At 72.7% G+C, this 24,418-nt stretch carries 23 protein-coding genes and 1 pseudogene; 8 read left to right on the top strand and 16 right to left on the bottom strand.

The features are described 5' to 3' along the window. Positions 1–9 precede the first annotated feature (9 nt). The 3 genes from ACIRG6_RS30885 to ACIRG6_RS30895 all read right to left on the bottom strand — a co-directional run bounded on the left by ACIRG6_RS30885 (position 10) and on the right by ACIRG6_RS30895 (position 2,316). On the bottom strand, positions 10–507 hold the full coding sequence (locus ACIRG6_RS30885) for a GNAT family N-acetyltransferase (protein WP_350719194.1): 498 nt from the start codon (positions 505–507) through the stop codon (positions 10–12). 57 nt (positions 508–564) lie between these two features. Next, positions 565–1,059, bottom strand: a complete 495-nt coding sequence (locus tag ACIRG6_RS30890) for a sigma-70 family RNA polymerase sigma factor (RefSeq protein ID WP_364676750.1) — start codon at positions 1,057–1,059, stop codon at positions 565–567. 75 nt (positions 1,060–1,134) lie between these two features. Then, positions 1,135–2,316 carry a glycerophosphodiester phosphodiesterase gene (locus ACIRG6_RS30895; RefSeq protein ID WP_364676752.1) on the bottom strand — a complete coding sequence of 394 codons (1,182 nt, stop codon included), beginning with the start codon at positions 2,314–2,316 and terminating at the stop codon, positions 1,135–1,137. Positions 2,317–2,923: 607 nt separating this feature from the next. Here ACIRG6_RS30895 and ACIRG6_RS30900 point away from each other — a divergent pair. After that, the gene (locus ACIRG6_RS30900; RefSeq protein WP_239770016.1) at positions 2,924–3,595 is read left to right on the top strand and encodes a lysophospholipid acyltransferase family protein; all 672 of its coding nucleotides are present in this window, start codon (positions 2,924–2,926) and stop codon (positions 3,593–3,595) included. A 70-nt stretch (positions 3,596–3,665) separates the two neighbouring features. Here the strand turns inward: ACIRG6_RS30900 and ACIRG6_RS30905 are convergent, their stop codons facing one another. The 4 genes from ACIRG6_RS30905 to argH form a co-directional block, all read right to left on the bottom strand. Further along, positions 3,666–5,198 (bottom strand): MFS transporter, encoded by a 1,533-nt coding sequence (locus ACIRG6_RS30905; RefSeq protein ID WP_364676753.1) that lies wholly within the window; start codon positions 5,196–5,198, stop codon positions 3,666–3,668. Between the two features lie 3 nt (positions 5,199–5,201). Beyond that, positions 5,202–5,747 carry a TetR/AcrR family transcriptional regulator gene (locus ACIRG6_RS30910; RefSeq protein ID WP_239770013.1) on the bottom strand — a complete coding sequence of 182 codons (546 nt, stop codon included), beginning with the start codon at positions 5,745–5,747 and terminating at the stop codon, positions 5,202–5,204. Between the two features lie 105 nt (positions 5,748–5,852). Continuing rightward, positions 5,853–6,824: an aldo/keto reductase gene (locus tag ACIRG6_RS30915; protein WP_364676755.1), complete on the bottom strand. Its 972-nt coding sequence runs from the start codon at positions 6,822–6,824 to the stop codon at positions 5,853–5,855. Between the two features lie 73 nt (positions 6,825–6,897). Continuing rightward, complete coding sequence (gene argH / locus ACIRG6_RS30920) at positions 6,898–8,325, bottom strand: argininosuccinate lyase (RefSeq protein WP_364676757.1); 1,428 nt, start codon at positions 8,323–8,325, stop codon at positions 6,898–6,900. A gap of 118 nt (positions 8,326–8,443) precedes the next feature. Here argH and ACIRG6_RS30925 point away from each other — a divergent pair, with 118 nt between their 5' ends. The 5 genes and pseudogenes from ACIRG6_RS30925 to ACIRG6_RS30945 all read left to right on the top strand — a co-directional run bounded on the left by ACIRG6_RS30925 (position 8,444) and on the right by ACIRG6_RS30945 (position 12,474). Next, positions 8,444–9,031 carry a pyridoxamine 5'-phosphate oxidase family protein gene (locus ACIRG6_RS30925; RefSeq protein WP_318217802.1) on the top strand — a complete coding sequence of 196 codons (588 nt, stop codon included), beginning with the start codon at positions 8,444–8,446 and terminating at the stop codon, positions 9,029–9,031. Between the two features lie 3 nt (positions 9,032–9,034). After that, entirely contained in the window at positions 9,035–9,742 is a 708-nt protein-coding gene (locus tag ACIRG6_RS30930; RefSeq protein ID WP_364676759.1) for a L,D-transpeptidase family protein, read from the top strand. Positions 9,743–9,818: 76 nt separating this feature from the next. Then, on the top strand, positions 9,819–11,201 hold the full coding sequence (locus ACIRG6_RS30935) for a ferredoxin reductase family protein (RefSeq protein WP_364676760.1): 1,383 nt from the start codon (positions 9,819–9,821) through the stop codon (positions 11,199–11,201). A 27-nt stretch (positions 11,202–11,228) separates the two neighbouring features. Continuing rightward, positions 11,229–11,666: pseudogene (locus ACIRG6_RS30940) on the top strand (FMN-binding protein); the annotation flags it as partial. Positions 11,667–11,736: 70 nt separating this feature from the next. Then, positions 11,737–12,474, top strand: a complete 738-nt coding sequence (locus tag ACIRG6_RS30945; RefSeq protein ID WP_364819929.1) for an FAD:protein FMN transferase — start codon at positions 11,737–11,739, stop codon at positions 12,472–12,474. 116 nt (positions 12,475–12,590) lie between these two features. On the opposite strand, the gene ACIRG6_RS30950 is transcribed toward ACIRG6_RS30945, so the two are convergent. From ACIRG6_RS30950 to ACIRG6_RS30975, 6 genes are all read right to left on the bottom strand, one after another. Then, positions 12,591–13,130: an arginine repressor gene (locus ACIRG6_RS30950; protein ID WP_318217806.1), complete on the bottom strand. Its 540-nt coding sequence runs from the start codon at positions 13,128–13,130 to the stop codon at positions 12,591–12,593. A 7-nt stretch (positions 13,131–13,137) separates the two neighbouring features. Next, entirely contained in the window at positions 13,138–14,343 is a 1,206-nt protein-coding gene (locus ACIRG6_RS30955; protein WP_364676762.1) for an acetylornithine transaminase, read from the bottom strand. After that, positions 14,340–15,242 carry an acetylglutamate kinase gene (argB, locus tag ACIRG6_RS30960; protein ID WP_239769998.1) on the bottom strand — a complete coding sequence of 301 codons (903 nt, stop codon included), beginning with the start codon at positions 15,240–15,242 and terminating at the stop codon, positions 14,340–14,342. The genes ACIRG6_RS30955 and argB overlap by 4 nt, the downstream gene beginning before the upstream one ends. Beyond that, on the bottom strand, positions 15,239–16,390 hold the full coding sequence (gene argJ / locus ACIRG6_RS30965; RefSeq protein WP_403325097.1) for a bifunctional glutamate N-acetyltransferase/amino-acid acetyltransferase ArgJ: 1,152 nt from the start codon (positions 16,388–16,390) through the stop codon (positions 15,239–15,241). Before argJ ends, argB begins: the two co-directional genes overlap by 4 nt. Next, a complete protein-coding gene (argC, locus tag ACIRG6_RS30970) occupies positions 16,387–17,415 on the bottom strand; it encodes an N-acetyl-gamma-glutamyl-phosphate reductase (RefSeq protein ID WP_403325098.1) in 1,029 nt (342 codons plus the stop codon). Before argC ends, argJ begins: the two co-directional genes overlap by 4 nt. Before the next feature lie 394 nt (positions 17,416–17,809). Beyond that, the gene (locus ACIRG6_RS30975) at positions 17,810–20,284 is read right to left on the bottom strand and encodes an alpha-L-arabinofuranosidase C-terminal domain-containing protein (RefSeq protein WP_364819856.1); all 2,475 of its coding nucleotides are present in this window, start codon (positions 20,282–20,284) and stop codon (positions 17,810–17,812) included. Positions 20,285–20,419: 135 nt separating this feature from the next. Between ACIRG6_RS30975 and ACIRG6_RS30980 the strand changes: the two genes are divergently transcribed. Next, positions 20,420–20,863: a DUF6314 family protein gene (locus tag ACIRG6_RS30980; protein WP_364676951.1), complete on the top strand. Its 444-nt coding sequence runs from the start codon at positions 20,420–20,422 to the stop codon at positions 20,861–20,863. Between the two features lie 16 nt (positions 20,864–20,879). On the opposite strand, the gene ACIRG6_RS30985 is transcribed toward ACIRG6_RS30980, so the two are convergent. From ACIRG6_RS30985 to ACIRG6_RS30995, 3 genes are all read right to left on the bottom strand, one after another. Next, positions 20,880–21,455, bottom strand: coding sequence for a histidine phosphatase family protein (locus ACIRG6_RS30985; protein ID WP_364819853.1), 576 nt, complete (start codon positions 21,453–21,455; stop codon positions 20,880–20,882). Positions 21,456–21,528: 73 nt separating this feature from the next. Beyond that, positions 21,529–21,969, bottom strand: a complete 441-nt coding sequence (locus tag ACIRG6_RS30990; protein ID WP_364676770.1) for a GNAT family N-acetyltransferase — start codon at positions 21,967–21,969, stop codon at positions 21,529–21,531. 40 nt (positions 21,970–22,009) lie between these two features. Beyond that, on the bottom strand, positions 22,010–23,464 hold the full coding sequence (locus ACIRG6_RS30995; RefSeq protein WP_403325099.1) for an aminotransferase-like domain-containing protein: 1,455 nt from the start codon (positions 23,462–23,464) through the stop codon (positions 22,010–22,012). Here ACIRG6_RS30995 and ACIRG6_RS31000 point away from each other — a divergent pair. After that, entirely contained in the window at positions 23,463–24,389 is a 927-nt protein-coding gene (locus tag ACIRG6_RS31000) for a DMT family transporter (protein ID WP_351138512.1), read from the top strand. The two genes, ACIRG6_RS30995 and ACIRG6_RS31000, sit on opposite strands and share 2 nt — an antisense overlap. Positions 24,390–24,418 lie beyond the last annotated feature (29 nt).

A 24,418-nucleotide genomic window follows, 5' to 3' on the forward strand; every position in this document is an offset into this window, starting at 1 on the left:
GCCCGCGGCTCACGCCGTCGTCGCGTACGTCCCCGCCGGCTTCTCCAGAACGATCATCATGACGCCGTCCGCGCCCTCGGCCGTCCCCACCGTCTCGTAGCCGACCCGTCGGTACAGGCTCAGGTTGCTCTCGCTGCGGTGGCCGGTGTGCAGACGGAAGCGCGTGGCGCCGCGCTCCTCGGCGAGGGCGGACTCCGCGGCCCGCAGCAGGCGGGCACCGATGCCGTGGCCCTGGAGGCGGGGGTGGACGCACAGCTTGCCGATGGATGCGGCGCCGTCCTCGGTCACCCGGCCGCGGACCGAGCCGACGACCTCGTCGCCGAGCCGCGCCACGAAGACGCAGTCCCCGGCGACCTCTTCGCGCACGGAGTCGAGGGTCTGGACGAGCGGGTCGATGCGGTAGTTGCCGTACAGCGCCGCCTCGCTCTGGAAGCAGAGGTACTGCAGCCGGAAGATCTGCTCGGCATCCTGCTCGGTCGCCGCCGAGATGGTCACGCTCATGCCCATGTGCGCATGCCTCCCGCTCACCTGATCACCTGTGGTCCCCCACTCCTATCCCCGTCCTCAGCGAGCCGCAACCTCCGGCGTCAGCAATCGCCGAAGACATCCCAGACATCTGGAGCGTTCCGGTCCAAGACTGCCCTGTGAGATACCCAACTCCCCCGCGATCTCCCGGTATGTGAGGTCCCTCGGGGACAGCAGAGCCTCCATCAGGCGGGGGCAGCGGCCGGGCAGCCGGCGCACGGCGTCGCGCAGGGCGCGGTGGCGGGCGGCGGTGAGGGCGAGCTGCTCGGGCTCGCGTTCGAGGGCGTCGGCGGGCTCGGTCTCGTACGGCCGCTCGGCGCAGGAGGTGCGGCGGCTGCGGCGGGCCTCGATGCGGACGGCGCTGCGCAGCCAGCGGTGGGGGTCGTGGGGCGGGCCGTCGGCCTCCAGGCGTTCCAGGAGGCGCAGCCACACCGCCTGTTCCAGATCTCCGGGCTCAGCGCCGGTGGCATATGCCTCGGCCGAGGCCTCCGCGGTGAGGAGGGGGCGCAGGGAGGTGACCAGGTCGTGCGTCATATGCAGTGCGACGCGGCCGCCCGGGCAGTGGTTGCCCCGGGCAGCCGAACGTCACCCCAACCGGGGTGGTGCCGCTCAGCGGTTGACGAAGTCCTCGCGGGCCAGCACGCCGGTGTCCGGGTTGTCGGTGAAGACGCCGTCGATGCCGGTGGCGAAGTACGTCCGGAAGGCCCCGAAGGCGTCGCCGTAGGCGTCGGGGTCCGAGCCCTTGCGGAAGTCCGCGGGCAGGAAGGGGTTCTCGTTGCGCATCGTGTACGGGTGCAGGATCAGTCCCGCCCGGTGGGCGTCGCGCACCAGGGTGGTGGGCTCGGTGAGCCTGCCGGCCGAGTCCTTCGGGATGATCAGGTCCAGGGTGGGGCCGATGCCCTGGGCGTAGGAGGCGATCTCCTTCAGGCCCGCGGGCGTGACGAGGTCGGCGGTCGTGCGCGGGTCGCCGGTCTCGACGAAGTCCCAGGGGCGGCTGTTCGCGCCGGACAGCAGGACGGCGAGGGGGTTGCCGACGAGCTTGTTCATCCGCTGGATGCTGGTCGGCTCGAAGGACTGGATGATGACGGGCGAGTTCTTCCTGTCCTTGCCGTGCTCGCGCAGCAGCCGCGCCAGGCGCTCCTCCGTCCCGAGGCCCAGTTTGCGGAAGTAGGTGGGGTGCTTGAGCTCGGGGTAGATCCAGACCTGCTTGCCGCGCCTGCGGGTCTGCTCGTCCTGCCAGCGGAGCACCTCTTCGAAGGTGGGGATCTCCCAGCGCCCGTCGTAGAGGGTGTTGTGCGGGCGGTTGGCCGGGATGCGCTCGGTGGCGCGGAGCGTCTTGAGCTCGGCGAGCGTGAAGTCCTCGGTGAACCAGCCGGTGGTGGAGACGCCGTCGAGCAGCTTGGTGCGCTTGCGGCCGGCGAACTCGGGGTGGTCGGCGACGTCCGTGGTGCCGCCGATCTCCGGTTCGTGACGGCAGACGAGGTGCCCGTCCTTGGTGGGGACCAGGTCACCGGCCTCGACGATGTCGGCGCCCATGTCCAGGGCCAGTTCGTAGGAACCGAGGGTGTGTTCGGGGCGGTAGCCGCTGGCGCCGCGGTGGCCGATGACCGTGGGGACGGGCAGGCCCTTCAGCCCGCCCTGCCCGCCGCCGTGCCGGGCGCCGGCGGCTCTCGCCGTGCCGGACAGGCCCAGTACGGCCCCTCCCGCGCCGAGCACCGCGGCACCGAGGAGCGCCCGCCGTCCGGTGCCGTCCGCCCGCTCGTCCGACTCCTGCGTTCCCTGCGTTGCCATGGGGGCCTCCCGCCGTTGACCGTCGCTGCGGGCCGATCGTAGGGGCGCGTACATGACGAGCGGGAGACCGCCCGCGGAACACGCGGGTGACCCGGGATGTCGGACGGGCGTGGAGGGGCAGGCGGGGCGGGATGTCTGACGTGCCGTCGGCTTGGGGGTGCCGTTCCGGGGGTACGCGATCGGTGGCCGCGCCCCGTCCGGCGGTGCCCGACGGGACCCGTGGGCCACGCAGACAGGGTCGGCGGCGCGGCTCGGACGGCGCGCCTCACGCGGTCCGCGCGCCGCACGTGCTTCGATCCGGGCGGTGTCCGCGTCTGGGACGTGTCCGGACTTCGCGGACACGGCCAGGAGCGACGACGCCGGTCCCTGTGGACCAGGACGGCACGGCGCGGGCGGCGAGCGTGGGCGGGCGGATCCTTCCCCGTGGACGCGAGTTGCCTCACACCCGCCGTCCGCGTTACGGCCGTGCGACAGCCCGGCCTCCCAGGTGAACACGCGTCAACACCAGGTAAGACCTCGGTGAACCCGACGTGCGCGACCCCCTGGGCCGCGAGTAATGTCCTCACCTGCACAGACTCATACCGCATCCCCGACACCGGAGGACCCGTTGTCCCGCTTCGCGCTCATCAAGGCAGTGCTCGGCCCGATCATGCGCCTGATGTTCCGCCCACAGGTGGAGGGCGTGGAGAACATTCCGGGTGACGGCCCGGTGATCCTGGCCGGCAACCACCTCACCTTCATCGACTCGATGATCCTCCCGCTGGTCTGCGACCGGCAGGTCGTCTTCATCGGCAAGGACGAGTACGTCACCGGCAAGGGCCTCAAGGGCCGGCTGATGGCCTGGTTCTTCACCGGCGTCGGCATGATCCCGGTCGACCGGGACGGCGGCCGGGGCGGCGTCGCGGCGCTGATGACCGGGCGCCGGGTGCTGGAGGAGGGCAGGATCTTCGGCATCTACCCGGAGGGCACCCGCTCCCCCGACGGCCGCCTCTACCGCGGCCGCACCGGCATCGCCCGCCTCACCCTGATGACCGGCGCCCCCGTCGTCCCGTTCGCCATGATCGGCACCGACAAGCTCCAGCCGGGCGGCGCGGGCCTGCCCCGGCCGGGCAAGGTCACGGTCCGCTTCGGCGAGGCGATGGAGTTCTCCCGCTACGAGGGCATGGACCGCGACCGCTACGTCCTGCGCGCCGTGACCGACTCCGTGATGACCGAGGTCATGCGCCTGTCCGGCCAGGAGTACGTGGACATGTACGCCAGCAAGGCGAAGGCGGCGTAACACCGCGCGAAGCACACGCACCGAGGGCGGGCCACTGATCCAGTGGCCCGCCCTCTCCGTGTCCGTACGGCTACGGGTGCTCGACCCCGTCCTCCAGCCGCTGGCCGCGCAGCAGGAACCAGGCCGCGCCGGCGGCCGCCAGCAGCACCACCGCGCCCACGCCCGAGGCGAGCGTCAGTCCGTCGACGAAGGACTGACGGGCGGCGTCCAGCAGTGCTCCGGCCGTGTCCGCGGGCAGCTCGGAAGCGGCCTGCACCGCCCCGCCGAGCGACTCGTGGGCCGCGGCCGGGGTGCCCGCCGGGCCGGTGAAGTCCCGGTAGACGCCGGTCACGATGGAGCCGAGCAGGGCGATGCCGAGGGCGGCGCCGAGCTCGTACGCCGTCTCGGAGACGGCCGAGGCGGAGCCCGCCTGCTCCTTGGGCACGCTGGAGAGGATCACGTCGGCGGTGACGGTGAACGAGAAACCGGCGCCCACGCCGACCACCAGCAGGGCCGCGCCGAGCAGCGGGTAGCCGGTGTGCTGGCCGATGACGGTCAGCGCGGCGAGCGCGAGGCCGACGGCGGCGAGCCCGCCGGAGACCACGGCACGCACCGAGAAGCGCCGGGCCACGCGGCCCGCGATCAGACCGGCCACCACCGCGCCGATCGCGGCGGGCAGTTCGGCCAGCCCCGCCTCGAACGGCGGCCTGCCCTGCACGAGTTGGAGGTACTGCGACAGGAAGAACACCAGCCCGGACAGGCCGAGGATGGTCAGCAGGTCGGCCAGCACGGCGCCGCTGAAGCCACGGCTGCGGAACAGCCGCATGTCGAGCAGCGGGACCGGCATGGTCAGCTGACGGCGGACGAAGCCGTACAGCGCGGCGGCGCCCAGCAGGCCCGCGGCGAGCGTGGCCCACCCGAAGCCGTGCGCGGCGGCCTCCTTGACGGCGTACACGACGCCGACCATGCCGACCAGGGAGAGGACGACGCTGGCCAGGTCCCACGGGCCCGGGTTCGGGTTGCGGGACTCGGGCAGCAGCTTGATGCCGACGAGGACCAGGACGACCATCACGGGCAGGTTGATCAGGAAGACCGAGCCCCACCAGAAGTGCTCCAGCAGGAAGCCGCCCACGATCGGGCCGACGGCCGTGCCCGCGGAGGCGGTGGCGCCCCAGATGCCGACGGCGAGGCTGCGTTCGCGCGGGTCGTGGAAGAGGTTGCGGATCAGGGCCAGGGTGGCGGGCATCAGGGTGGCGCCCGCGACGCCGAGCAGGGCCCGGGCGACGATCATCAGCTCGGGCGTGGAGGCGTAGGCGTTGAGGACCGATATCAGGCCGAACGCCGTGGCGCCGATCAGCAGGATCCGCTTGCGGCCGATGCGGTCGCCGAGGCTGCCCATGGAGACCAGCAGGCCGGCGATGACGAACGAGTAGACGTCGCCGATCCACAGCAGCTGGGTGCCGGAGGGTGCGAGGTCCTCACTGATGTAGGGGGTCGCGAGACCGAGGACGGTCGCGTCGACGGCCACCAGCAGTACGGCCAGCACGAGGACGGACAGCGCCAGCCAGCGGCCGGGGCGCTTCACCGCCTCGGTCGACTGCGCCGACTGCAGGGTGCGGGTCATGGTTCACTCTCTCCGAAGTGCGCCGCCGAGCAGCAGCTCGACGATCATGTGGGTGAAGTCGTTGCGGGCCACGCGGCCCTCGGTCACCGCCCAGGCGCCGGAGGCCAGCAGGCCGTAGAGCGCCTCGGTGAGCCAGACCGGGGTCAGGTCGATGCGGAACTCGCCGCTCTCCTGGCCCCGGCGGAACAGCTCCGTGAGCCGGGCGTCCATGCGGGCCCAGCCCTCGTTCTGCTGCTCGCCCTCGAACAGCTGGTTCTCGGTGTAGAGGAAGGCGAGGAGGCCGGTGGCGGATTCCATCTCCCGCACGAGCCGGCGCACCGCCTCCGCCGCGGGCCCGTCGTCCAGGCGGGCCGCGTCGATGGCCGCCTCGCACTCGGCGATGCCGAGGGCCTCCAGGGCGCGGACGAGGGCGTCGCGCCCGGCGAAGTGGCGGTGCAGCGTGGCCCGGCTGATTCCGGCGGCCCTCGCGACCTCGTCCATGGTCGCGGTGGCTCTGCGGGTCAGCAGGGCCGCGGCGCTGCGCAGTACCTGTTCTCGATCGACGGCCATGAGACAACGATAACCCATATGAGACATTGATGTCTCACGGCGGGCATGTGTGACTCACCACCGGGGCACCGGGCCGCCGGGGTGGTCACACGGGCGGGGGCCCGCTCAGTGCCAGGGCAGCTGTCCGCGCCGCTCCCAGTAGGCGCGCGGGTCCTCGGCGAGGGCGGCGAGGCGTGCGACCTGGTCGTCGTCGAGGTCGACGACGGCGGCGTGCAGGTTCGAGCCGAGCTGGCCCACGGTCGCGGCGCCGGAGAGGACCACGCCGGCCCAGGGCTGCCGCAGGATCACCGCGAGCGCGACCGCGTCGCAGCCCAGGGTCGTCTCCTCGGCCACGGCCTTCAGGACGTCCGGCGCGTACGGCTCGGCGAGGCGCCCGTTGGCCATGCCCTCCTTGACGATCACCGTGACCCCGGCGTCGTGCGCCTCGGCCAGCGCGGGTCCGGCGGAGGTGTCCAGCACGTTGAACGTGGACTGGACGGCGCGGAAGAGGGGCTCGCCGTCGACGGTCACGGCGAGCGCGGCGCGGATGGTGTCGGCCTGGGCGGGGCCGCTGGTGGAGAAGCCGACGGTGACGCCCCGCGCGGCGGCCTCCGCGAGCTTGGCGTGGAGCTTCGCGTCGGTGAGGGCCGGGCTGTCGGGGGTGAGGGAGTGGATCTGGTAGAGGTCGAGCCGGTCGCCGAGGAGGGCGTCGGTCTCGGCGCGCTGGCGCTCGTAGGTGGCGACACCGTGGTCCTTGACCTCGTGCTGCTCGGCGTCGGTGGACCAGTCGGCGGTGTAGGTGTAACCCCACTTGCTGCCGACGACGACGTCGCCCGCGTCGGGGCGCTCCCGTAGCCAGGCGGCGAGGAACTCCTCCGACCGCCCGTAGGAGCGGGCCGCGTCGAAGTAGCGCACGCCCTGCGCGTAGGCGGCGTCGAGGAGGTCGTGGGTCCGCTCGCGCAGCGCCTCCACGCTGCGGTCCTCGCCGAGGTCGTGCTCTCTGCCGAGGTTGATGTAGCCGGGGCGGCCGACGGCGGCGAGGCCCAGGCCGATGTGGCTGGTGGGTGTCGTCACGGCGGCGAGACGGGCGAAGGGCATCGCGGGCTCCGTTCGGTCGGCTCGTACTGCTGCCGACCAACGTAACCGCGATGCCCCTCGGGCACACCGGCTGCTACTTCTTGGCGTTCGCCCACTCGTGCTGGCCGGCCACGTCCGCCTTCACCTCGGCGAGCTGCACGGCGACCGCGCTGGGCGCCGTACCGCCGCGGCCGCTGCGGGAGGCGAGGGCGCCGGGGACGTTGAGCACCGAGCGGACCTCGGGGGTCAGATGCGCGGAGATCTTCGCGAACTGCTCGTCCGTGAGCTCGTCCAGCTCCTTGCCCTCGGCCTCGGCGACCTTCACGCACTCGCCGGCCACCTCGTGCGCGACCCGGAACGGCACGCCCTGCTTGACCAGCCATTCGGCGATGTCGGTGGCGAGCGAGAACCCGGCCGGGGCCAGCTCCTCCATCCGCTCGCGGTGCACGGTGAGGGTGGCCATCATGCCGGTGAAGGCCGGCAGCAGGACCTCCAGCTGGTCGATGGAGTCGAAGACCGGCTCCTTGTCCTCCTGGAGGTCGCGGTTGTACGCGAGCGGGAGGGCCTTGAGGGTGGCCATCAGGCCGGTCAGGTTGCCGATGAGGCGGCCGGACTTGCCGCGGGCCAGCTCGGCGATGTCCGGGTTCTTCTTCTGCGGCATGATCGACGAGCCGGTGGAGAAGGCGTCGTGCAGGGTCACGAAGGAGAACTCCTTCGTGTTCCAGATGATGATCTCCTCGGCGATGCGGGAGACGTTCACGCCGATCATCGCGGTGATGAAGGCGAACTCGGCGACGAAGTCCCGGGAGGCCGTGCCGTCGATGGAGTTGCCGGCGCTGCCGTGCTCGAAGCCGAGGTCGCGGGCGACCGCCTCCGGGTCGAGGCCGAGGCTGCTGCCCGCGAGCGCTCCCGAGCCGTACGGCGAGACGGCCGTCCGCTCGTCCCACTGGCGCAGTCGCTCCGCGTCCCGGGACAGCGCCTGGACGTGGGCGAGGACGTGGTGGGCGAAGAGCACGGGCTGGGCGTGCTGGAGGTGGGTGCGGCCGGGCATCGCCACGTCCGGGTGCGCCTCGGCGAGGCCGATCAGGGCGTCCTGGAGGTCGGCGACCAGACCGCCGACGACGCGGGCGTGGTCGCGCAGGTACATCCGGAAGAGGGTGGCGACCTGGTCGTTGCGGGACCGCCCGGCGCGCAGCTTGCCGCCGAGGTCGGGGCCGAGGCGCTCCAGCAGGCCGCGCTCCAGGGCCGTGTGGACGTCCTCGTCGGCGATGGTGCCGGTGAAGGAGCCGTCGGCGACGTCCGCCTCGAGCCGGTCGAGTCCGGCGATCATCCGGGTCAGCTCATCCTCGGTGAGGAGACCCGCCTGGTGCAGCACGCGCGCGTGGGCACGTGAGCCGGCGATGTCGTAGGGGGCGAGCCGCCAGTCGAAGTGGACGGACGCGGACAGCTTCGCCAGGGCCTCGGCGGGACCGTCGGCGAAACGGCCGCCCCAGAGCCGTACGTCACCGTTGTTGCTGCTCACTTGTGTCGCTCCTCACCGTGCAATCACTGGCTTGCATGAGTATGCAGAACTCTGCATGATTCGTCAATCTCGCAGGTACCCGGGACACGCCGGGCCCCACGACCCATAATCGTTAGACATGGGAAAGACTTATGAACGCATAGACGGCCGCCTCCGCACCTTCATCGAGGCGCAGCCCCTCTTCTTCACCGCCACCGCGCCGCTGAGCGGCGACGGGACGGTCAACCTCTCCCCCAAGGGACTCACGGGCTCCTTCGCCGTGCTCGACGAACTCACCGTGGCCTACCTCGATTTCGCCGGGTCCAACGCCGAGACCATCGCCCACCTGCGGGAGAACGGCCGGATCACCCTCATGTGGTGCGCCTTCCAGGGACCGCCCAACATCGTCCGGGTGCACGGCCGCGGGGAGCCGGTCTTCCGCGACGACCCGCGCTTCCCGGAACTGCTGGCCCGCTTCCCCGGCATCGACCCGAGCGCGCACGGACTGCGCGCCGTCATCGTCGTGACCGCCGACCTCATCCGCGACACCTGCGGATACGCCGTCCCCTTCATGGCGTACGAGAGCGACCGGGATCTGCACGCGAAGCGGTTCGCGCGGGAGGACGACGCGTCGCTCAGCGCGTACTTCACCAAGAAGGAGCACATCGCGACGAGCATGGACGGCCTTCCCGGGCTGCCGTTGCCGCTGCCCCCGTCTACGGTCTGAGCCATGCGCTCCGGTGCCCTTGCCGCCCTCATCGCCCTGTCCGCCCTCGCCCTGGGAGCCGCGCCCGCGCCCGGGCCGGCGCCCCGGCCGCTGCCGGCCCGGATGGCGGACACCGGGGGCGGTACCCAGCTGATCACCGCGGTCGCCCCGGACACCGACTCGACCACGGGCACCGTCAGCTGGTGGGACCGCAGGGGCGGCCGCTGGACGCAGACCGGTTCGGCGCCCGCCCGTTTCGGGGCGAAGGGGCTGGCGGACGGGGCAACGCGCACCCAGAGCACGAACACCACCCCGACCGGCCTGTACGACCTGCCGTACGCCTTCGGCATCCAGGCCCCGCCGCTCGGGACGGTGTACCCCTACCGTCCGGTGCGGGAGGACTCCTGGTGGTGCCAGGACACCGTCTCCCGCGCCTACAACCGCTGGACCGAGCCGCTGCCCGCCGACTGCCGCGCCACCGAGGCCGAGCACCTGATCACCTACTCGGCGCAGTACGCGCACGCCCTGGTCGTCGGCTTCAACTACGACCGTCCGGTGCCCGGGCGCGGCGCGGGCATCTTCCTGCACGTGAACGGGCGCGGGGCGACGGCCGGCTGCGTGTCGGTGCCGGCGGACGCGATGCGCCGGATCCTGCGGTGGGCCGACCCGGGGGCCCGGCCGCACCTCGCGATCGGCACGTCGGGCGGGGCGACCGCGGTGACCCGCTACTGAGTACCCGCGCGGGCTGAACATCCGGGCGCGGCGGTGCGTATCTGTGGACCAAGGGTCAAGCCCCCACGGAGGAACCGTGACCACCACGCTCGCCGGCGGCCGTGCCGCCCGCCGCCAGACGATGCGGCGCATCCGCCCGCGCCGTTCCCCGGCCGTCCCCCTGCTGCTCGCCGTGTGGGCGGGCGCGGCGGGCGTGTTGTGGCTGTGGTGGCGCAACACGCCCGCCATCACCGACGACACCGGGAAGATCCTCAACGCGGGCCGGATCACCGGACTGCTCGCCGGGTACCTCATGGCGCTGGTGGTCCTCCAGATGGCCCGGGTGCCCGCGCTGGAGCGGCGGGTGGGCTCCGACCGGGTGGCCCGCTGGCACGCCATGACCGGGCGCTACACGCTCTGCCTGGTCCTCGCGCACATCGTCCTGATCATGTGGGGCTACGCGGCGCAGGCCGGCCTGGGCCTCGGCGGCATCGTCCAGCAGACGGTCGACTCGGTCACCCGGTTGCCGGACATGGGCAAGGCGGCCGTCGGCACCGCGCTGTTCGTGCTCATCGGGCTGCTCTCCATCGGCCCGGTGCGCCGCCGGATCCCGTACGACGTCTGGTACCACGTGCACCTGCTCACCTACGCGGCGGTGTTCCTGACCTTCTGGCACCAGCTCGCCACCGGCAACGACTTCGCCGTCGAGCCGGTCGCCGGGACCGTCTGGTACGCGCTGTACGGGACGGTGACCGCGCTCGTGCTCTGGTACCGCGTCCTGACCCCGCTGCGCCTCAACCTGCGGCACCGGCTGCGCGTCGAGGCGGTGATCGAGGAGACGCCCGGGATCGTGTCGGTGCTGATCGGCGGGCGCCGGCTGCACCGGATGGGCGCGGAGGCCGGGCAGTTCTTCCGCTGGCGGTTCCTGGCACCGGGCATGCGGTTCAGCTCCCACCCGTACTCGCTGTCGGCGGCGCCGCGCCCGGACATGCTGAGGATCACCGTGAAGGCGATCGGCGACCACAGCGCCCGGCTGCGCGAGCTGACCCCCGGCACCCGGGTGTGGGCGGAGGGCCCGTACGGCGCCCTGACCGCCCAGCGCCGCAGCCGCGGCAAGGTGCTGCTGGTCGCGGGCGGGGTCGGGATCACGCCGATGCGGGCGCTGTTCGAGACGCTGCCCGGCGCGTCCGGTGACCTCACACTGCTGTACCGGGCCAACAGCACCCAGGAGCTCGCGCTGTGGGACGAGCTCGCCAGGATCGCCGACGAGCGCGGGGCCCGGCTGATGTACGCGGTCAACAGCCCGGACGGAGAACGGCCGGACATCTCCGCGGAGAGCCTGAGCCGCAAGATCCCGGACGTCGACCGCCACGACGTCTTCCTGTGCGGGCCGCCCGGTTTCGCCCAGTCGGTGTACGAGGCACTGCGCGGCGCGGGAGTCCCCGCCCGTCGTATCCACCACGAGTCGTTCGCGATGTGAGCGACGGACGTCAGGAGCTCAGCGCAGATGAGGAAGAGCCACCCCGTACGGCGTGCCGTGCTCGCCGGTGCGGCGACCGTGTCCGGGATCGTGCTGCTGCTGTCGCTGAAGCCGGCGTCCGACCCGGCGTCCGCCTCGGCGGCGGGCGGCGCCGCGCCGCCGGTGGCCGCGCAGTCGCCGCAGGGCGGGCGGGGCGCGGGGACGGGTACGGTCACCGGCGACGTGGCCGACACCCAGTACGGGCCGGTGCAGGTACGGGTCACCGTCAGCGGCGGCAGGATCACCGCGGCCGAGGCCGTCCAGGCGCCCAGGGGCGGGCGCAGCGACCAGATCACCGCCGACGCCGTGCCCCGGCTCAACCAGGCGGCGATCAGGGCCGGCGACGCCGACATCGACGCCGTCTCCGGGGCGACCTACACCAGCGCCGGGTACCGGCGGTCCCTGCAGTCGGCGCTGGACCGGGCCGGTGACTGACACGGTGGCCGAACCAGAACCCGCACAGGCTCCCGCCGCGGTGCGTCGGGTGGTGGAGACGATGGGGACCGTCTTCTCCTTCGACGTCCGCGGCGGGGAACCGGCGGCCGTACGGACGGCGCTGGACGAGGCGGTCGCCGGGCTGCGCCGGGTGGACGAGGTGTTCAGCACCTATCGGGAGGACAGCCAGGTCTCCCGGCTGGCGTGCGGCGAGCTGACCGTCGCGCAGTGCGCGCCCGAGGTCGCCGAGGTGCTGGAGCTGGCGGCGGAGGCGGAGCGGGTGAGCGGCGGCTGGTTCAGTCCGTCGTACCGGGGGCGGCTCGACCCGACGGGGATCGTCAAGGGCTGGGCGGTGGAGCGCGCGGCCCGGCTGGTCTCGGGGGCGGGGGCGAGCGGCGTCAGCGTCAACGGGGGCGGGGACGTGCAGATGCTCGGGACGCCGGGGGCGGGGCGGCCGTGGCGGGTGGGGGTGGCGGATCCGCTGCGGCCGGGCGGGCTCGCGGCCGTCGTCTCCGCCGCCGGGGCGAGGGAGCTGGCCGTCGCCACGTCCGGGACGGCGGAGCGGGGGGCGCACATCGTCGATCCGCGCACCGGGCGCTCCGCGGTGACGGACCTGGTGGCGGTGACGGTGGTGGCGGCGCGGCTGACGTGGGCGGACTGCTGGGCCACGGCGGCGTTCGCGATGGGGTCGCGGGAGGGGTTGCGGTGGCTGGAGTCGCTCGACGGGGTGGAGGGGCTGTTGATGACCGCGGGGGACGAGGTGCGGTGCACGAGGGGGTTGGCGGGGTGGCTGGGGTGAGCTTCTCAGAGGCGTGACCGCAGCGCCCTCGGGGGCGCGGGGAACTGCGCGACCAGCCAGGCACGGTCCGCAGTCGGCAGGCCACCGCACCACCCCCCTCAGTGGCCGTTCTGCCGTCAATGCCCGTTCTGCGCCAACCGCAGCAGATGGTCCGCCAGCGCCTGCCCACCCGTCGGCTCCCGGCTGATCAGCAGCAGCGTGTCGTCACCCGCGATCGTCCCCAGGATGTCGTGCAGCTCCGCCTGGTCGATCGCCGAGGCGAGGAACTGCGCCGCCCCCGGAGGGGTCCGCAGGACCACGAGGTTCGCCGACGCCTCCGCGGAGATCAGCAGCTCCGCGGAGAGCCGCCGCATCCGCTCCTCCTTCGCCGACTCCCCGAGCGGCGCCCGCGGGGTGCGGAAACCGCCCTCGCTGGGCACCGCGTAGATCAGGTCGCCCTCGGTGTTGCGGATCTTCACCGCGTTCAGCTCGTCCAGATCCCGGGAGAGCGTCGCCTGCGTGACGGTCAGCCCGTCGTCGGCGAGCAGCTTCGCCAGCTGGCTCTGCGAGCGCACCGCCTGCCGGTTGAGGATGTCCACGATCCGGCGGTGGCGTGCGGTGCGGGTCTGCGGTACGGCAGGCCCGTTGGTCTGCTCGTGCTCCTGCGCCTGGCTCATCGTCGTCTCATTCTCCGGATCGTCCGTCCCCGTGGGCCTCGTGGGCCTGGTCAAGGATGCCGGGCAGCGCCCCGAGGAACGCGTCCACTACGTCGTCGCCGAGATTCAGCGCGGGCATCAGCCGTACGACATCGGGTGCGGGCGCGTTCACGAGGATCCCGGCGTCCTGAGCCGCCTGCTGCACCGTGGGCGCGAGCGGCTCGGTGAGCACGATACCCAGGAGCAGTCCGGCGCCCCGGACGTGGGCGACCAGCGGGTGGCCGAGGGCCTCGACGGCGCCGCGCAGTTTCTCGCTCTGCCGCTTGACGTTGTCCAGCAGCCCCTCGCCCGCGATGGTGTCGAGGACGGCGAGACCGGCGGCACAGGCGACGGGGTTGCCGCCGAAGGTCGTGCCGTGCTGGCCGGGCTGGAGGAGCTCGGCGGCGCGTCCGAAGGCGACCGTCGCGCCCAGCGGCAGTCCGCCGCCGAGGCCCTTGGCGAGCGTGACGACGTCCGGCAGGACGCCCTCGTGGGCCTGGTACTCGAACCAGTGCCCGGTCCGGCCGATGCCGGTCTGCACCTCGTCCAGCACCAGCAGGGCGCCGGTGGCCGCGGTGATGGCACGCGCCGCCTTCAGGTAGCCGGGCGGCGGGACGACGACGCCGTTCTCCCCCTGGACCGGCTCGATGATCACGAGGGCGGTGTCCTCGGTGACCGCGGCGGCCAGCGCCTGGGCGTCGCCGTACGGCACGTGCGTGACGTCGCCGGGCAGCGGCAGGAACGGCTCCTGCTTGCCGGGCTGCCCGGTCAGCGCCAGGGCGCCCATGGTGCGGCCGTGGAAGCCGCCCTCGGTCGCGACCATGTGCGGCCGTCCCGTGAGTCGGCCGATCTTGAAGGCGCCCTCGTTGGCCTCGGCGCCGGAGTTGCAGAAGTAGACCTTGCCGTCGCGGCCGAAGTGCTGGAGCAGCCGTTCGGCGAGCGCGACGGGCGGCTCGGCGACGAAGAGGTTGGAGACGTGGCCGAGGGAGGCGATCTGCCGGCTCACGGCGTCGACGACCGCCGGATGGGCGTGGCCGAGGGCGTTGACCGCGATGCCGCCGACGAAGTCCAGGTACTCCGTGCCGTCGGCGTCCCAGAGCCGGGAGCCCTCGCCGCGCACCAGGGGCAGGCGGGGCGTGCCGTAGTTGTTCATGAGCGCGCCCTGCCACCGGGCGGTCAGTTCCTCGTTGCTCACGACTCCCCCTGTTCGTCCGGCACGACCATCGTGCCGATGCCCTCGTCGGTGAAGATCTCCAGCAGGATCGAGTGCTGGACCCGGCCGTCGATGACGCGGGCGGTGGTGACGCCGTTGCGTACGGCGTGCAGACAGCCCTCCATCTTCGGCACCATGCCGCTGGACAGCTCGGGCAGCAGTTTCTCGAGCTGGGACGCGGTGAGGCGGCTGATCACCTCGTCGGAGTTCGGCCAGTCCTCGTAGAGGCCCTCGACGTCGGTGAGGACCATGAGAGTCTCGGCGCCGAGCGCCGCAGCGAGTGCCGCAGCCGCCGTATCAGCATTGACGTTGTAGACATGTCCGTCGTCCTGGGATCGGGCGATCGAGGAGACGACCGGGATGCGGCCGTCGGCGAGCAGGGCCTCGATGGCGCCGGTGTCGATCTGGGTGATCTCCCCGACCCGGCCGATGTCGACCGGCTCGCCGTCGATCTCCGGCTGGTGCTTGGTGGCGGTGATGGTGTGCGCGTCCTCGCCGGTCAGGCCGACGGCGAGCGGGCCGTGCTGGTTGAGCAGCCCGACCAGTTCGCGCTGCACCTGCCCGGCCAGCACCATCCGTACGACGTCCATGGCGTCCTCGGTGGTGACGCGCAGGCCGGCCTTGAACTCGCTGACGATGCCGTGCTTGTCGAGGGCGGCGCTGATCTGGGGGCCGCCGCCGTGCACGACTACGGGCTTGAGGCCGGCGTGGTGCAGGAAGACGACGTCCTGGGCGAACGCGGCCTTCAGGTCCTCGTCGACCATGGCGTTGCCGCCGAACTTGATGACGACGGTCTTGCCGTTGTGCCGGACCAGCCACGGCAGCGCCTCGATGAGGATCTGGGCCTTCGGGAGGGCGGTGTGTTTCCGGGTGGTGCTCATGAGGAGTACGCGCTGTTCTCGTGGACGTAGTCGGCGGTGAGGTCGTTGGTCCAGATGGTCGCGGTGGCGTCGCCGGCGGCGAGGTCGGCGACGATGTGGACCTCGCGGTAGCGCATGTCGACCAGCTCGCGGTCCTCGCCGACACCGCCGTTCTTGCAGACCCAGACGCCGTTGATGGCGACGTTCAGCCGATCGGGCTCGAAGGCGGCGTCGGTGGTGCCGATCGCGGCGAGCACACGGCCCCAGTTGGGGTCCTCGCCGTGGACGGCGCACTTGAGGAGGTTGTTGCGGGCGATGGTGCGGCCCACCTGGACGGCGTCCTCCTCGGTCGCGGCGCTCACGACCTCGACCTTGATGTCCTTGCTGGCGCCCTCGGCGTCCCGGATGAGCTGCTGGCCGAGGTCGTCGCAGACGGTGCGGACGGCCTCGGCGAACTCGGCGTACTCGGGGGTGACGCCGGAGGCACCGGAGGCGAGCAGCAGCACGGTGTCGTTGGTGGACATGCAGCCGTCGGAGTCGACCCGGTCGAAGGTGACCCTGGTGGCGGCGCGCAGGGCGCGGTCGAGGACCTCGGTCTCCAGGTCGGCGTCGGTGGTGATCACGACGAGCATGGTGGCGAGGCCCGGGGCGAGCATGCCGGCGCCCTTGGCCATGCCGCCGACGGTCCAGCCGTCCTTGGTCACCACGGACGTCTTGTGCACGGTGTCGGTGGTCTTGATGGCGATGGCGGCCTTCTCGCCGCCGTGCTCGGAGAGCTGACCGGCGGCGGTCTCGATGCCGGGGAGCAGCTTGTCCATGGGCAGCAGGACGCCGATGAGGCCCGTCGAGCAGACGGCGACCTCACCCGCGCCCGTGCCGAGCGCCTCGGCCGCCTTCTCCGCGGTGGCGTGGGTGTCCTGGAAGCCCTTGGGACCGGTGCAGGCGTTCGCGCCGCCGGAGTTGAGGACGACGGCGGTCAGCTCACCGCTCTTGAGGACCTGCTCGGACCACAGGACCGGCGCGGCCTTGACGCGGTTGGCGGTGAAGACGCCCGCGGCGGAGCGTCGGGGGCCGGTGTTGACCACGAGGGCCAGGTCGGGGTTGCCGTTCTCCTTGATCCCGGCGGCGATGCCCGCCGCCGTGAATCCCTTTGCTGCCGTCACACTCACGGCGCAACTCCGATCGTCGTCAGTCCGGTGGTCTCGTCGAGACCCAGGGCGATGTTCATGCTCTGGACGGCACCGCCCGCGGTGCCCTTGGCCAGGTTGTCGATGGCGCTGATGGCGATGACGCGGCCCGCCGCGGCGTCGTACGCGACCTGCACCTGGACGGCGTTCGAGCCGTACACGGAGGCGGTCGCGGGCCACTGCCCCTCGGGCAGCAGGTGCACGAACGGCTCGTCGGCGAAGGCCTTCTCGTAGGCCGCGCGGACGGATTCGGCGCTCACCCCGTCCTTCGCCTTCGCGCTGCACGTGGCGAGGATGCCGCGGGGCATGGGCGCGAGGGTCGGCGTGAAGGAGACGGAGACCGGCTCGCCGGCGACCGCGCCGAGGTTCTGGATCATCTCGGGGGTGTGCCGGTGGCCGCCGCCGACGCCGTAGGGCGACATGGAGCCCATGACCTCGCTGCCCAGCAGGTGGGGCTTGGCCGCCTTGCCCGCGCCGGAGGTGCCGGAGGCGGCGACGATCACGGCCTCGGGCTCGGCGAGGCCGGCGGCGTAGGCCGGGAAGAGCGCCAGCGACACGGCGGTCGGGTAGCAACCGGGCACCGCGATGCGCTTGGACCCCTCCAGCGCGGCGCGGCAACCCGGCAGTTCGGGGAGGCCGTAGGGCCAGGTGCCGGCGTGCGGGGAGCCGTAGAACTTCTCCCAGGCACCGGCGTCCTTCAGCCGGAAGTCGGCGCCCATGTCCACGACCAGCACGTCCGGCCCGAGCTGCTCGGCGACGGCGGCGGACTGGCCGTGCGGCAGCGCGAGGAACACGACGTCGTGCCCGGCGAGCGCCTCGGGCGTCGTCGCCTCCAGGACGCGGTCGGCCAGCGGCAGCAGGTGCGGCTGCAGCGCGCCGAGCCTCTGTCCGGCGTTGGAGTTGCCGGTCAGGGCGCCGATCTCGATCTCGGGGTGCGCGAGGAGCAGACGCAGCAGCTCTCCGCCCGCGTACCCACTCGCTCCGGCCACCGCCGCACGTACCGCCATGGAAAACCCTCCTCCTGGATGGCATGACTATACGTTTCTCCGCACGTTTATGCAACGCCGTGAAAGGGCCGCCCGGCACGATGCTGCCGCCGAGCGGGCAGAGCGGAGCGAGTCGGGTGAGGACCTGTGGGCGACGGTCGAGCGGCAGGCGGCGGAGGGGGCGGCGAGGAGCTGCCGCGGCTGTTCGAGGTGCAGGCGGCGGAGGGGGCGGCGAGCGGGACACGGGAGGCGGCGGTGACGGCGCGGGTGGAGCCGGCCGACTGCTTCCGGCCCCACCCCTGCGCCCCCGGGGTGACCGGCGGGCTTCCGTACCCCTGGCCGACGACGCGTCGCGGGACGCGCACTCCCCCGGCCACCCGCTCACCCTGGTCCGAGCCGCCGCAGCGGGCCCCCGTTACCGCTGCTTGATCCGCAGGAACGTCACCGAGTTGGCCGGGAAGGTGTACGTGAACTTCCCCGCCACCCCCGAGAAGGTCGACGTCACCGGCGTCACCGGTGCGTCCGTCTCGGTGTTCACCGCGTCCTGGTCGGCCGCCAGCGTGGTGACCCGCGCCTTGGGGGCGACCTTGGCGCCGCCGAGGTCGACGGCCGTGCGGGCCGCCGTGTCCTGGGCGTTGACGACCTTGACGATCAGCTCGCCGGTCCGCGCGTCCTTCGTGACGATCTGACGGAACGGCTCGGCCGGCTTGTCGTCGGTGAAGCCGCCCCACTCCTCGCCGTCGAGGTAGAGGGTGACCTGACGGCCCCGGACCTTGATGTCGATGTCGTAGGCGCGGCCCGTCTCGATCGACCCGGCCTTGGTCAGCAGCGTCGACTTGCCGCCGTCCGAGGCCTGTTCGACGGCGGACTGGGTGTTGTTCCAGCCGCCCAGGTTCCACCAGTAGTAGTTGCCGGTGTCCTTGACGCCGAAGGCGACGAGGAAGCCCTCCTTGCCGGACCTCTTGGTGGCCTTCACGTGCAGGTCGTAGTTCTGCCAGGCCGGGTCGCCCGCCGTGACCAGGGTGTTCTCGGCTGCGGCGTCGGTCTGCACGTACTGGCCGTCCTGGACGGTCCAGGCCCCGGCGCCGCTGTGCGTCCACCGCGAGGCGTCACCGGAGAAGTCGTCGGAGAGCAGGGTCTTCCCGTCGGCCGAGGTCACCTTCACGTCGTCGTAGGCCGCGCTGGTCGCCCAGGTCGACAGGCCGACGGCGCCGGTGATGGGGCCGCTGACGGCCGGTGTGCCGGTGGCCGTGGAGGGGACGACACGGTCGCCGGTGTTGTTCATGAACAGCTTCTGGACCTCGTAGTTGGCCGAGTTCCAGGAGGCGCGGTTGTTGAACCAGATCAGGTCCGGACGCCACTGCACGTAGTCCTCGTTGGCGAGCAGCGGCGCGTAGGAGGCGAGCTTGACGACGTCGGCGTTGCGCTCCAGGCCGGTCATGAAGGCGGCTTCGGCCAGGGCGTTCTTCCAGGCGTTGCCCTGGGAGGCGTACTCGCCGAGGAAGACCTTCGGGCCGCCGCGGTCGTAGGAGTCGTAGCGGTCGTTGTTCTGCAGGAACCACTGGGGGCTGTTGTAGTAGTGCTCGTCGACCATGTCGACGCCCGCGTCCCGGTTGAGCTGCCAGGCGGTGTCGAAGATGGCGCCGGAGTCGTCGGGGCCGGAGTTGGAGACGACGGTGACGTCCGGGTACTTCGCCTCGATGGCCGCGCGGAACTTCTCGAAGCGGGCGAAGAACTGGACCGGGAGGTTCTCCTCGTTGCCGACCTCGAGGTGGGTGAGGTGGAACGGCTTCGGGTGGCCCATCGCGGCGCGCTTCTTGCCCCAGGGGGAGGTCACGGGCCCGTTGGCGAACTCGATGAGGTCCAGGGTGTCCTGGATGTGCCGCTTCAGCAGCGCGTCGTCGTCGACGGCCCGGTTCTGGCCGCAGCCGGTGACCAGGGCGGGCACGACGGGCAGCGGCATGGCGCCGATGTCCTCGGCGAAGCGGAAGTACTCGTAGTAGCCGAGGCCGTAGCTCTGGTTGTAGCCCCAGAAGTTGGCGTTGGTGGCGCGCTCCTCGACCGGGCCGATGGTGTCCTTCCACTGGTAGGAGCGCTTGCGCTGCCAGCCGGAGGCGGCGCTGTAGTCCTCCATGGAGCCGGTGTTGACCAGGCAGCCGCCGGGGAAGCGCAGGAAGCCCGGGTGCAGGGCCTCGATCTTCTCGGCGAGGTCCTTGCGCAGGCCGTTGGACTGCCCCTTGTAGGTGTCGCGGGGGAAGAGGGACACCATGTCGAGGGCGGCGGGTGCGGTGGTGGCGACGGCGAGCCGGCCGCGGTTGCTGGTGCGGGTCGCGGTGAAGGCGGCGGTGTACTTGCGCCACGCGCCCCGGGCGGCCACCTGCCGCACCTTCGCGAGCGTGCCCGCGCTGTCCCGGAGGGAGACGGTGAGGGTGGTGCCGTTCTCGGCGCGGGCCCACACCGAGAAGTCGTACTCCTTGCCCGCCTCGACGCGGATGCCGGTGTTGTATCCGGCGTTGGTGACCGAGGAACCGGCGGCCAGGGAGAGGTAGTTGCGGTTGCGCTCGTTCAGCCTGCCGTCGTCGTTCAGCACCTCGGCCGTGCCGTCGGCCGTCCAGGCCGTGAGCGGCGTGTACGAGCCGTTGTCGGCGGTGGAGTACTCGAAGGAGCGGTTCTGGACCAGCTCGGCGTACAGCCCTCCGTCGGCGGCGCGGTTGATGTCCTCGTAGAAGACGCCGTACATCGTGTCGTCGATCGCGGCGCCGGTGGCGGCCGGGTCGACGGTGATCGTGTAGTCGGCGGCGGCTTCGGCATGGGCCGGGGACGGCAGCAGGGCCGTGGCGGTCAGGAGGGCGGTGGCGCCGAGACCGAGTCTCAGGCGGGTGCGTGACATGGATACTCCGCGGCTCTCACTAGGGGTCGTTCGAAATATCGGACGATGGTCAGCACTTCGAACGGCAACATAGGGAGGGGGCGGATGCGCGTCAATGGGTCGCGCAGCAATGCGTGGGACGGAGAGCGGCACGGGATGGGCGAGTTCTGGCCAGTACCGGACGTACTGGCGTACCTGGCGGGGCGATGGCGCACGGAGCGGTCGGTGCGGGACCTCGCGAGCGGCGACGTCGGCCGCTTCGAGGGAACGACCGCCTTCGAGACGTGCGAGGACGGCGGTCTGCGCGGCCACGAGTCCGGCGCCTTCACCTGGCGGGGCGTGGCCCGCCCCGCCGAGCGGACGCTGCGCTACGAGACGGGCGGCGCACCGGGCACGGCCCACGTGCGCTTCGCGGACGGCCGGCCCTTCCACGACCTGGACCTGACGTCGGGTCGTCATGTGGCCGACCACCCCTGCGCGGCCGACCTCTACCGCGGCGAGTTCACCGTCCGGGACCGGGACCACTGGCGGACGGTGTGGCGCGTGGGCGGCCCGGCCAAGGACCTGCTGCTGACCACCGACTACACGCGCGAGGGCTAGGGTCCGCCGCGGGGCGTCAGGCCCCGCCGTCGAAGCGGAGGGTCCAGCGGCCCGCGCGGCCCGTGAGGGTGGTCGTCGACAGTGGGCGCACGTCGAGGTTCCAGTACGTCGCGGGCGGCGCCTTCAGCGCGTGGACCAGGGCCGCCCGGATCACGGAGGGCTCGGCTACCGCGACGATGCGGTCGCCGTCCTCGCCGGGCCGGGTGTCGAGCCAGCCGCCGACGCGACCGATGAGGGCGAGCAGCGACTCCCCGCCGTGCGGGGCGGAGCGCGGGTCGGCGAGCCAGGTGTCCACCGCCGCCGGCTCCCGGGCCATCGCCTCACCGAGCGTCAGCCCGCCCCAGCGTCCCATGTCGCACTCGCGCAGGGCGAGTTGGGCCAGCGGGGCGTAGCCGAGGGCGTCGCCGGTGGCGCGGCTGCGGGGCGTGGGCGAGCAGTAGCGCAGCTCGGCCGCCGCGAGCGGCAGCAGGCCGGGCGCGGCGCGCAGCACCTCGTCCCAGCCGGCCTGGTCCAGCGGCCGGTCGTCCCCGAAGCGCTCCGCGAGCAGGGGCAAGCTGCGCGCAGCCGCGACGAACGTGACCCGAAGCGCCATGCGGTGATGGTGGGCCGCGGAAGTGGGCTGGTCAAGAGGTGTTACCAGTGGGCTACCCAGGGTGCGCCACGGCTCACCGGCCGAAGGCGAGGGCCATCCACTGGTCGGGGCGGTCCAGCGGGGTGAAGCCGAGCTTCTCGTAGACGCCGTGCGCGTCGTGGGTGGCGAGCAGGATGCGACGCAGCCCGTACGGCCTCAGGTGCTCGCGCACGGCACCGACCAGGGCGGTGCCGAGGGCCTTGCCGCGCACCGAGGGGTCGACGTACACGTCGCACAGCCAGGCGAAGGTCGCCCGGTCGGTGATGACGCGGGCGTACGCCACCTGCTCCCCCGTCACCGCCTCGTACACCCCGAAGTTGAGCGAGCCGGCGATCGCCCGGTCCTGCTTCTCGCGGGTCCGGCCGAGCGCCCAGTACGCGTCGGTGGACAGCCACCGGTGCACGCGTCCGGCGTCGATCCGGCCGGGGTCGGTGGAGATCTCGTAGCCCTCGGGCAGGCGCGGCGTGTCGGTCATGCCGCGATGGTCGCAGCGGCGGCCGGACGGCGTCGACCCGTTATCCGCGCGCCCCGGCCTGCTCGCGCACCTCGGCCCAGGCCGTGCTCAGTCGCCGCACCCCCTCCGCGATCTCGCCCGTCCCGGCCACCGCGGCGAAGCTCAGCCGCAGGTGGGCGGCCGGGGGTTCGGCGCTGAAGTAGGGGCGGCCCGGTGTGATCGCGACTCCCGCGCGCAGGGCGGCCGCGGTCAGGGCCGCCTCGGCCGTGCCGTCGGGCAGGCGTGGCCACAGGTGGTAGCCGCCGGACGGGATGTGGGCCAGGACGAACTCGGGCAGGTGCAGGCGCAGCGCGGACGTCATCGCGTCGCGACGGGCCCTCAACTCGGCGGACACGGCGCGCAGATGGCGTGGCCAGGCGGGCGACCCGACGAGTTCGAGCGCCGCCTCCTGGAGGGGGCGGGGCACGAAGAAGGTGTCGACGACCTGGATGGCCCGCAGCCGCTCCAGCACGGGACCGCGCGCGGCCAGGGCGCTCACCCGGAAGCTCGGCGAGGTCGCCTTGGTCAGCGAGCAGACGTGCACGACGACGCCGTCCGCGTCGTCGGCTGCCAGCGGACGCGGCAGGGGCCCCGCGTCCTCGTGCACGAGCCGCCGCACGAAGTCGTCCTCGACGACGAAGGCCCCGGCCTCGCGGGCGATGCGCAGCACCTCGCCGCGCCGCTCGGGGGCGAGCACGGCACCGGTCGGGTTCTGGAAGAGGGGCTGGCAGACGAAGACGCGGGCGCCGGTCGCCCGGAAGGCATCGGCGAGCAGGGCCGGCTTCACGCCGTCGGCGTCGACGGGGACCGGCACCGGGCGCAGACCGGCGGCCCGTGCGATGGCGAGCATGCCGGGGTACGTCGGCGACTCCACGAGGACGGGCGCGCCCGGCGGCGCGAGGGCGCGCAGGGCGGTGGTCAGCGCCGACTGTCCGCCCGAGGTGACGAGCACCTCGGCGGCCGTGACCGCGCCGCCGATGCTGCGCGCGAACCACTCCCGCAGCTCCGGCAGTCCCTCCATCGGCGGCCGGCCCCACGCGCCGGGGCGGCGTCCCGCCCGGGACAGTGCCGCCGCCATGGCCCGTTCCGGCTGGAGCGAGGTGTGCAGATAGCCGCCGTTGAACTCGACGACGCCGGGCGGCGGCGCGGCCAGGGAGACCAGGACACCGGAGGCGTCCACCGAGCGCGGTACCAGGTCGGCGGCGCCGTCGGCACTGAGCGCGACCTCCTGCCAGGAGGTGTCCCCGGCCGGGGCGGCACCGGTCCGCGCGGCCGCCCGGAAGGCCCCCGCGCCGGGCCGGGTGACCACCAGGCCCTCGGCGGCCAGTTGCGCCAGGGCACGGGAGACGGTCACCGGACTCACCCGGAAGCGGTCGACGAGGGCACGGCTGGACGGGAGCTTTCCACCAGGTGAGTAGCGGTCGAGTTCCCGTCGCAACTGGTTCGCCAGTTCAGCGACACTGCTACGCTCTTGCATGACAGTACAGAGTAGCGCTACCACCCCGACGAGGATAGCGGTCAGCGGCCCGGCCACGGCATCCGGCGGTAAGTCCTCCGGCACCCTGCTGGCCGCGCTCGGCGTCGTCGCGTTCTCGCTCACCTTCCCCGCCACCTCCTGGGGCCTGGAGGGCTTCGGGCCCTGGTCCCTGGTCGCCGTGCGCAGCGTCCTCGCCGCGCTGATCGCCGGGGGCTGTCTGCTCGGCCTGCGCGTGCCGCTGCCCGAGCGGCGGCACTGGTTCGGCCTCGCCGTGGTCGCCGCGGGAGTGGTCCTCGGCTTTCCCCTGCTGACCACGCTCGCGCTGCAGACCTCGACGACCGCGCACGCGGCCGTCGTGGTCGGCCTGCTCCCGCTGACCACCGCGCTGCTGTCCGCGCTGCGCATCGGCACGCGCCCCTCGCGCACCTTCTGGATCGCGGCGCTGGCGGGCGCGGCGGCCGTGGTGGCGTTCACCGTGCAGCAGAGCGGTGGCGCGCTGACCACGGCCGACGCCTACCTCTTCGCGGCGCTGCTGGTGTGCGCGGCCGGATACACCGAGGGCGGCCGGCTGGCCCGGGTGATGCCGGGCTGGCAGGTCATCGGCTGGGCGCTGGTGCTGTGTCTGCCGCTCACCGTGCCCGCCACCGCGCTGGCCCTCGCCCACGAACCCGTGCACCTGACCGCGCACAGCGTGGCCGGACTGCTGTGGGTGGCGGCGGGCTCGCAGTTCCTCGGCCTGGTCGTCTGGTACCGGGGCATGGCCGCCATCGGCGTACCGAAGGCCAGCCAGTTGCAGCTGGCCCAGCCGCTGCTCACACTGGTGTGGTCGGTACTTCTCCTGGGCGAGCACCTGACGGTGGCCGCCCCGCTGACGGCGGCTGCGGTGCTGGTGTGCATCGCGGTCACGCAGCGGTCACGGGGCTGAGCGGCGGAACGTGCGGCACACACGTGAGG

Source organism: Streptomyces flaveolus, assembly GCF_044765825.1.
GTDB classification, from domain to species: Bacteria; Actinomycetota; Actinomycetes; order Streptomycetales; family Streptomycetaceae; genus Streptomyces; species Streptomyces flaveolus.